We start from the raw sequence: 5,820 nt of genomic DNA, 5'->3' as shown, positions 1-5,820 counted from the left end.
GCGGCCTGGAGCGGTGGTGGACCCGGCCCTGGGCCGCTGGGCCGACAGCCCCTTTAAGCGCGGCCTGCGCCAGGCCTGGCAGGCCGCGGCGGGCGGCGCCCTGGCCCTGGCGCTGGCCTTTGCCGCGCTGTGGCACCCGCCGCGCGGGCCGGCCGCCGCCACCCTGGCCTGGCTGGGCCTGACCCTGCTGGCCTGCACCCTGGCCTACAGCGGCGTGGCCATCCTGCACCAGGCCTGGGGCACGCGCTGGGGCGGCGCACCGGCCTGGCGGGCCCAGGTCAGCGCCTGGCGCGAGGGCGCCACCCTGCTGGGCGTGGTGCTGGCCAGCGCCCTGCCCACCTGGCTGGGCCTGGACGGGACCAGCGCCGTGCTGGCCGCGGCCCTGGGCGCTGGCCTGCTCGGCCTGGGCTGGCTGGTGCGCCGCCCCGGCGCGGCCGCGCTGCCAACCGCCGCAGTGGCCGCGGCAACCGAAGCTCCATCGCCCCCGTTGCCCCCGTCACTCACAACCGCCGCCTCGCCCTGGCGCGACGCCGCCTTCCGCCGCCTGCTGGCGGTCTTCATGCTCAACGGCGTGGCCGCCGCCATCCCGGCCACGCTGCTGCCTTTCTTCATGGCCGACCGGCTGCAGGCCGCCGGGCTGCAGCCCCTGCTGCTGCTGATTTACTTCGGCGCCGCCGCGCTGGGCCTGCCGCTGTGGCTGCGGGCGGTGCGGCGCTGGGGCCTGTCGCCCACCTGGCGCGCCGGCATGGCCGCCAGCGTGGCGGCCTTCGCCTGCACCCCGGCCCTGGGCGCGGGCGACGGCGCGGCCTTTGCCGCCATCTGCCTGGCCAGCGGCCTGGCCCTGGGCGCCGACCTGGCCCTGCCCGGCGCCCTGCTGACCGGCGTGATCCACCAGGCCGGCGCCGGCCAGCAGGGCGAGGGCCGCTACCTGGGCTGGTGGGCCTGTGCCACCAAGCTCAACCTGGCCCTGGCCGCCGGCCTGGCACTGCCGCTGCTGGCCGCCGCCGGCTACCACCCCGGTCAGGCGGCCCCCGCGGGGCTGCAGGCCCTGGCCTGGGCCTACGGCGGCCTGCCCCTGCTGCTCAAGCTGGCGGCCCTGGCCCTGCTGCGGCGGGCCGAGCAGCGCCACCCCACCTGGAGAGACACCGCATGAACCGCCCCCTTCCCCGAGCCTCACGCCGCGCACTGCTGGCCCTGGCCGCCAGCGCCGGCCTGACCAGTCTGGCGGGCTGCGCCGGCCCCAGCGTGCAGGACTATGCCCAGGAGAAGCCGGTGCTGGACCTGCGCGACTACCTCAATGGGCCGCTGACCGCCCAGGGCCTGTTCACCGACCGCTCGGGCCGCGTCGTCAAGCGCTTCACGGTGCAGATGACCGGCCAGTGGCAGGGCGAGGAAGGCACGCTGGACGAGCATTTCCGCTACAGCGACGGCACGACCCAGCGCCGCGTCTGGCACCTGCGCCACCTGGGTGACGGGCGCTATGTGGGCCGGGCCGACGACGTGGTGGGCGAGGCCCGCGGCGAGAGCGCCGGCAACGCCTTTCACTGGACCTACACCCTGGCCCTGCCGGTGGACGGTCGGGTCTGGAACGTCGAGTTCGACGACTGGATGTACCGCATGGACGAGTCCACCGTGCTCAACCGCTCGGCCATGAGCAAGTTCGGCCTCCACCTGGGCGACGTGACCCTGGCCTTCACCAAGCCGGCGCAGGCTGCCAGCCAAGCCGGCCACCACCAGGACTGACGCCATGGGCTGGCTGGGACGGGACCTGAACCCCCGCATCACCGACTGGGCCGGACGCTGGGTCTGGCTGGTGGGCGCATCCTCGGGCATCGGCCGGGCGCTGGCCGAGGCCTTGCACGGCCAGGGCGCGCGGGTCATCGTCTCGGCCCGGCAGGCCGCCGCGCTGCAGGACTTCGCCCAAGCCCACCCAGGCAGCCTGGCCCTGCCGCTGGACGTGACCGATGCCCAGGCCGTGCAGCAGGCCGCCGCGCGGGTGGCCGAGGCCGCCGGGGGCATGCCGGCCCTGGTGCTGTTCTGCGCCGGCCACTACAAGGCCCAGAGCGCCACCGCCTTCGACCTGGCGGAGATGCAGCGCCATCTGGCCGTGAATTACCAGGGCGCCCTGCACCTGCTCGATGCGGTGCTGCCACGCCTGCTGGCCGCGGGCCAGGGCCACCTCAGCCTGGTGGGCAGCGTGGCGGGCTACCGCGGCCTGCCCATGTCGCTGGCCTACGGCCCCACCAAGGCGGCGCTGAACAACCTGGCCGAGAGCCTGTACCTGGACCTGCGCCCGCGCGGCCTGGGCGTGTCCATCGTCAACCCGGGCTTCGTCGAGACGCCGCTGACCGCGCAGAACGCCTTCCGCATGCCGGCGCTGATCACGCCCGAGCAGGCCGCCCAGGCCATGCTGCAGGGCTGGGCCCAGGGCCGCTTCGAGATGAACTTCCCGCGCCGCTTCACCCGCTGGGTGCGCCTGCTGCGCGGCCTGCCCGACGCCTGGTACTTCGCCCTGGTGCGCCGGGCCACCGGCGCCTGAACCCCTGCCGCCCCGATCCACCATGCGCCCCATCACCGACCCCCGCACCGCCCGCCTGGTGGCCGCCTACGAGGCCCTGCGCCGGGACACCCTGCCCGAGCTGCTGGCGCTCTACGACGACGAGGCCCTGTTCAAGGACCCCTTCAACGAGGTGCGCGGCCAGGACGCGATCGGCCGCATCTTCGCCCACATGTTCCAGGCCCTGGACGCCCCGCGCTTCGAGGTGCGGGTGGCGGTGACCGAAGGCAACGACGCCTTCCTGACCTGGGACTTCCACTTCGCCCGCCGCGGCCGGACCGAGCGCTGGACCATCCGCGGCGCCAGCCACCTGCTCTACACCCCGGCAGGGCGGGTCGCGGTACACCGCGACTACTGGGACGCCGCCGAGGAGCTGTACGCCAAGCTGCCCCTGCTGGGCGGGCTGATGCGGGCGCTGCAGCGGCGGCTGGGCACACCGGCCTGAGGACGGCGAGGCGGGCTGACAGAATCGGCGCATCCTCCGCCGTCTGCCCTCACGCCGCCATGTCCTCACCGTCCCGCCCCCCCGTCCAGGCCCGCCCCGCCGTCCACCAGTTGGCCGGCTCGCTGATCCGCGAGGTGGCCAACAGCGCCATGGGCCGGGCTGACGTGCTGCCCTTCTGGTTCGGCGAGTCGGACCAGCCCACGGCCGACTACATCCGCGCGGCGGCGGTGCAGTCGCTGGACGCGGGCGAGACCTTCTACAGCCAGAACCTGGGCCGGCCCTATCTGCGCGAGGCCATCGCGAGCTACTTGAGCCGTCTGCACGGCCGGCCGCTGGACGCCGCCCGCGTCGGCGTGGTGGCCTCGGGCGACACCGGGCTGATGGTGACCATGCAGCTGCTGCTCTCGCCCGGTGACCGGGTGGTGGCCGTCACGCCGCTGTGGCCCAACATCTGCGAGATGCCGCGGGTGCTGGGGGCCGAGGTGGTGCGGGTGCCGCTGTCCTCCACCGAGGGCCGCTGGCACCTGGACCTGGACCGCCTGCTGGCCGCGCTGACGCCCGAGACCCGGCTGCTGATCGTCAACTCGCCCAGCAACCCCACCGGCTGGACCATCGAGGAAGCCCAGGTGGACGCCCTGCTGGCCCATTGCCGCCGGCACGGCATCTGGGTGCTGAGCGACGATGTGTACGAGCGGTTGGTGTACGACCCGGCCCGGGCCTCGGCCCCGTCCTTCCTGCGCCGCTACGAAGCGGGCGACCGCATCGTCTCGGTCAACAGCTTCTCCAAGGCCTGGCGCATGACCGGCTGGCGCGCCGGCTGGATGGTGGTGCCCGAGGTGCTGGCCGATGACCTGGCCAAGCTGATCGAATACAACTTCTCCTGCGTCTTCGAGCCGGTGCAGCGCGCCGCGGTGGCCGCGCTGGAGCAGGGCGAGCCCGACGTGGCCCGCCTGCGCGCCGAGCTGCAGAGCACCCGGCGCGTGCTGAGCGAGGCGCTGCGCGCCCTGCCCGGCGTGGAGGTGCCCGAAGCCGGCGGCGCGATGTACGCCTTCTTCCGCCTGGACGGCTTTGCCGACTCGCTGGACCTGGCCAAGCGCCTGGTGGCCGAGGTGGGCCTGGGCCTGGCCCCGGGCGCGGCCTTCGGCCCCGAGGGCGATGGCTGGCTGCGCTGGTGCCATGCGGTGAGCGACCCGCAGAAGCTGCTGGCCGGCGTGGACCGACTGGCCAGCTTCGTGGCCCGGCACCGGCCGGGCTGACCTTCGCGCGAAACGTGCTCAGCGCCAGCCGGCGCCGGTGGCCCGGCTCAGGTGCACATAGTCGTGCAGATCGCTGAGCATGAAGTGCCGGTGCTGCACCTCGCCCATGTGGGCCAGGGTGGCGGCGTCGCCCGCCAGCCACTGGCGGGCCGTGGCGCGGAATTCCTGCGGCATGGCCTGGTTGAAGGCCGAGGGCAGGACCAGCAGGTGGCAGACCTGCTCGAACAGCAGGCGGTAGCGCTCGTCCTCGGCCGCCTGGTAGACATCGCCGAAGTCCCGCCAGCGGGGCTGCCCGGCCCCCGCCGCCGCGTCCCAGCGGTCGAACAGGCGCAGGTAGTCGTCGGCATCCGGGCCTGGGCGGGAGCCCTGGGGTTGGAGTGGCATCGGGCGGGCTCCTGTGCAGGATGGCAAGAAACCAGACAAAACCAGACAAAGGCACGGCCAGACTGTCGCGAGTCCAACATCCCCGGCGGGCCACCCCGGGACATCGCAAGATGCGTGCTGGCTCATCCGATGACCCACCCGATGACCACCAGATGCGCCATGAACCTGTGCGATTCTCTCGGGCAAGTGCCGGGCCAGCCGCAGCGCCGCGCCGCCCCGCCTAGGATGCAGCGTCACCACAGGAGGGGCCATGCCCACCGACGCCACCGCGCCCGCGCCCTTTCGGGCCATCCTCTGCCACTTCGACAGCTACAGCGCCGCGCTGAACTTCGCCTGCTGGCCCGAACGCTGCCTGCTCTGGCCCAGCGCCCTGCCCGAGGGCGCCGCGCTGGGGCCCGTGAGCCTGCCGCGCAACGGCGAAGCCGTGCGCCAGGCCATGGCCCAGACCCTGGCCCTGCCCGACAGCGAACTCGTCTGGGCGCCAGACTACGACCAGGGCCTGCAGACCGCCGACGGCGAGATCCGCGTGCACCTGCTGCGCTGCACCGCCTTCGAGCCCCCGGCCGCGGCCCTGGAGGCGGCCGGCGGCGTGTTCAAGCCCATCTCGGCGCTGCGCGGCTACCCGCCGGTGGAGCTGGCCCTGGTGCGCGAGGTGTTCAACCTGATCGTCGGTGGCGCGGGCCACCGCGCCTGAGCCGGGAGCCCGCCATGTCTGTGCTGGACCTCAACGAGGACAACTTCTCCGCCACGCTACAGGGCCATCCCCTCGTGGTGCTGGACTTCTGGGCCACCTGGTGCGCCCCCTGCCGCCAGTTCGCGCCAGTGTTCGAGGCGGCCGCGCAGCGGCACCCCGACATGCTCTTCGGCAAGATCGACAGCGATGCGCAGGCCGATCTGGCCGAGGCCTTCGAGATCCGCTCGGTGCCCACGCTGATGGTCATCCGCGAACAGATCCTGGTCTTCCGCCAGAGCGGCGCCTTGTCGGAGGCCCAGCTGCAGCAGGTGCTGGAGCAGGCCCGCCTGATCGACATGGACGAGCTGCGCGCCGAGATCGCCGCGGCCGAGGGCGACCTCGACGCCATCGACCACTGAACCCTCAGCGCCGGTAGCCCTCCTCGGCCAGCACCTGCTGCACCACCGGCATGCGGCGCATCCAGGCCAGGTGGGCCGCGCAGTGC

At 73.7% G+C, this 5,820-nt stretch carries 8 protein-coding genes; 7 read left to right on the top strand and 1 reads right to left on the bottom strand.

Annotated elements, in window-relative coordinates:
* From I73_RS29560 to I73_RS20870, 5 genes are all read left to right on the top strand, one after another.
* Nucleotides 1-1,153 (top strand): MFS transporter (locus I73_RS29560; RefSeq protein WP_040501258.1); only part of this gene is annotated, 1,153 nt, incomplete at its 5' end.
* Nucleotides 1,150-1,743 (top strand): DUF3833 domain-containing protein, encoded by a 594-nt coding sequence (locus I73_RS29555; RefSeq protein ID WP_022982396.1) that lies wholly within the window; start codon nucleotides 1,150-1,152, stop codon nucleotides 1,741-1,743. The genes I73_RS29560 and I73_RS29555, both read left to right, overlap by 4 nt.
* Before the next feature lie 4 nt (nucleotides 1,744-1,747).
* Nucleotides 1,748-2,539 carry an SDR family oxidoreductase gene (locus tag I73_RS20880; protein ID WP_022982395.1) on the top strand — a complete coding sequence of 264 codons (792 nt, stop codon included), beginning with the start codon at nucleotides 1,748-1,750 and terminating at the stop codon, nucleotides 2,537-2,539.
* A 22-nt stretch (nucleotides 2,540-2,561) separates the two neighbouring features.
* The gene (locus I73_RS20875; RefSeq protein WP_022982394.1) at nucleotides 2,562-3,002 is read left to right on the top strand and encodes a nuclear transport factor 2 family protein; all 441 of its coding nucleotides are present in this window, start codon (nucleotides 2,562-2,564) and stop codon (nucleotides 3,000-3,002) included.
* A 59-nt stretch (nucleotides 3,003-3,061) separates the two neighbouring features.
* A complete protein-coding gene (locus tag I73_RS20870) occupies nucleotides 3,062-4,258 on the top strand; it encodes a pyridoxal phosphate-dependent aminotransferase (RefSeq protein ID WP_026097017.1) in 1,197 nt (398 codons plus the stop codon).
* Between the two features lie 18 nt (nucleotides 4,259-4,276).
* On the opposite strand, the gene I73_RS20865 is transcribed toward I73_RS20870, so the two are convergent.
* The gene (locus tag I73_RS20865; protein WP_022982392.1) at nucleotides 4,277-4,642 is read right to left on the bottom strand and encodes a hypothetical protein; all 366 of its coding nucleotides are present in this window, start codon (nucleotides 4,640-4,642) and stop codon (nucleotides 4,277-4,279) included.
* Between the two features lie 250 nt (nucleotides 4,643-4,892).
* Here I73_RS20865 and I73_RS20860 point away from each other — a divergent pair, with 250 nt between their 5' ends.
* Together I73_RS20860 and I73_RS20855 are read left to right on the top strand one after the other, a co-directional pair.
* Complete coding sequence (locus tag I73_RS20860) at nucleotides 4,893-5,336, top strand: hypothetical protein (protein WP_022982391.1); 444 nt, start codon at nucleotides 4,893-4,895, stop codon at nucleotides 5,334-5,336.
* Nucleotides 5,337-5,350: 14 nt separating this feature from the next.
* Nucleotides 5,351-5,734 carry a co-chaperone YbbN gene (locus I73_RS20855; protein ID WP_022982390.1) on the top strand — a complete coding sequence of 128 codons (384 nt, stop codon included), beginning with the start codon at nucleotides 5,351-5,353 and terminating at the stop codon, nucleotides 5,732-5,734.
* Nucleotides 5,735-5,820: the final 86 nt, after the last annotated feature.

The sequence above is a fragment of the Ideonella sp. B508-1 genome (genome assembly GCF_000333615.1).
GTDB lineage: Bacteria > Pseudomonadota > Gammaproteobacteria > Burkholderiales > Burkholderiaceae_C > Ideonella.
This window is presented reverse-complemented; position numbering and strand designations above follow the sequence as displayed.

Bases quoted from the DNA above. Each gene is read 5' to 3' on its own strand.
- I73_RS20880 (WP_022982395.1), top strand. From the start codon at position 1,748: ATGGGCTGGCTGGGACGGGACCTGAACCCCCGCATCACCGACTGGGCC.
- I73_RS20860 (WP_022982391.1), top strand. From the start codon at position 4,893: ATGCCCACCGACGCCACCGCGCCCGCGCCCTTTCGGGCCATCCTCTGC.
- I73_RS20870 (WP_026097017.1), top strand. From the start codon at position 3,062: ATGTCCTCACCGTCCCGCCCCCCCGTCCAGGCCCGCCCCGCCGTCCAC.
- I73_RS29555 (WP_022982396.1), top strand. From the start codon at position 1,150: ATGAACCGCCCCCTTCCCCGAGCCTCACGCCGCGCACTGCTGGCCCTG.
- I73_RS20875 (WP_022982394.1), top strand. From the start codon at position 2,562: ATGCGCCCCATCACCGACCCCCGCACCGCCCGCCTGGTGGCCGCCTAC.
- I73_RS20865 (WP_022982392.1), bottom strand. From the start codon at position 4,642: ATGCCACTCCAACCCCAGGGCTCCCGCCCAGGCCCGGATGCCGACGAC.
- I73_RS20855 (WP_022982390.1), top strand. From the start codon at position 5,351: ATGTCTGTGCTGGACCTCAACGAGGACAACTTCTCCGCCACGCTACAG.